Source organism: Allobosea eneae (genome assembly GCF_042657265.1).
Lineage (GTDB): Bacteria > Pseudomonadota > Alphaproteobacteria > Rhizobiales > Beijerinckiaceae > Allobosea > Allobosea eneae.
In genome coordinates, this window is the sequence record NZ_JBHSLW010000110.1 from 1 (window position 1) to 1,487 (window position 1,487).

Consider the following 1,487-nt stretch of genomic DNA (forward strand, 5'->3'; position numbering starts at 1 on the left):
ACCATCGCCTCCGCGACGGCCTTCCTCTACGCAGCCGCCGCCATGGTTCTTATCCGCCGCATCGCGCGAGCGTCATGAGTTCCGGGACGGACTCTAAGGATACCTCGCAGATGCGCCTTGCCCTGTCCGCCGTATTCCTCGCACTCGCTTTTTCTCCGGCACCGGCCTCAGAGGCAGATGTCATGGCCGTAAAGGCGGTGCTTTCTGCGTACAAAAGTGCCGTCGAGAACTTGGACGCCTCTGGAGCCGTTCAACTGTTTGCGGAAGACTCGACCGTGTTCGAGAACGGCACATCCGAGGGCACCTTCAGTCACTATCTCGGCCATCACCTCGGGCCGGAGCTACGTGAAGTTCGCGCTTTCCGCTACTCGGACCATTCGGTTATCGTAAAGGTAGAGGGCGCCATGGCGGTTGCATCTGAGACTTACCGCTTCCGTATCGAGCCCAAACACGGCGAGCCGATAGAGCGGCAGGGTGTTGCCACAAGCGCGCTTCGTAAGGAGGGCGGGCGTGGAAGATTCTGCAGTATCATAACTCCTCACGCCGGCCGCGTGGATCCTGACCCGGGTGTTCTGGTGCAATATAATTTACTCGGCGCTTCTCTATAATGGATCAGCCCAGTCATAGAGAGCTGGCTCGGTTTGTCTGAACATTTTGGGGGCTGTCGCTAAGTGGATTTCGGCCTTGGTTATGCCGCAACCGGGATTGGCTGCAGCGTGTTGAAGTAGGCCTGATCGGGCGTCTGCCGTCCCAGGCTCTGGTGAGGCCTCCGGCCGTTGTAGAAGACCAGATACCGGCCGATCGAAGCGCGCGCGTCGGACACGCTGGCGTAGGCGCGCAGGTAGACCTCCTCGTATTTGACGGATTTCCAGATGCGCTCGACGAAGACGTTGTCGCGCCAGGCGCCCTTGCCGTCCATGCTGATCTGGATGCCCGCGCCGATCAGCAGGGCGGTGAACTCGCGGCTGGTGAACTGCGAGCCCTGATCCGTATTGAAGATATCCGGCTTGCCGAAGCGCGCCATCGCCTCCTCGACGGCCTCGACGCAGAAGGCGACGTCCATGGTGATCGAGAGCCGCCAGGCCAGAACCTTGCGGCTGAACCAGTCGACGACGGCCGTCAGATAGACGAAGCCCCGCGCCATGGGGATGTAGGTTATGTCCATCGCCCAGACCTGGTTGGGACGCGTCACCGGCAGCTTGCGCAAGAGATAGGGGAAGTTCTTGTGCCCCGGCGTCGGCTTCGAGGTGTTCGGTCGGCGATAGAGCGCCTCGATCCCCATGCGCTTCATCAGCGTGGCGACGTGAAGACGCCCGGCCCTATGGCCATCGGCCCCGAGAAGCCCCTGCAACATGCGGCTGCCAGCGAAGGGATATTCCAGATGCAGCGTACGCACACGAGGAGGGCCGCATGACTGAAGCCTTCGCGCGAGGGCCGCTGGCGCGATGATGGGGCGCGTGAAGGTCAGGCGGCCTTCTGATCTGCGG

2 protein-coding genes are annotated in these 1,487 nt (G+C 61.8%); one reads left to right on the top strand and one right to left on the bottom strand.

Annotation, left to right across the window (positions count from 1 at the left end):
• Positions 1-182 precede the first annotated feature (182 nt).
• Positions 183-608, top strand: coding sequence for a YybH family protein (locus tag ACFPOB_RS30045; protein WP_377801830.1), 426 nt, complete (start codon positions 183-185; stop codon positions 606-608).
• 80 nt (positions 609-688) lie between these two features.
• Here the strand turns inward: ACFPOB_RS30045 and ACFPOB_RS30050 are convergent.
• Positions 689-1,487: IS3 family transposase (locus ACFPOB_RS30050; protein ID WP_377801829.1), on the bottom strand; the 799-nt coding region annotated here is incomplete at its 5' end.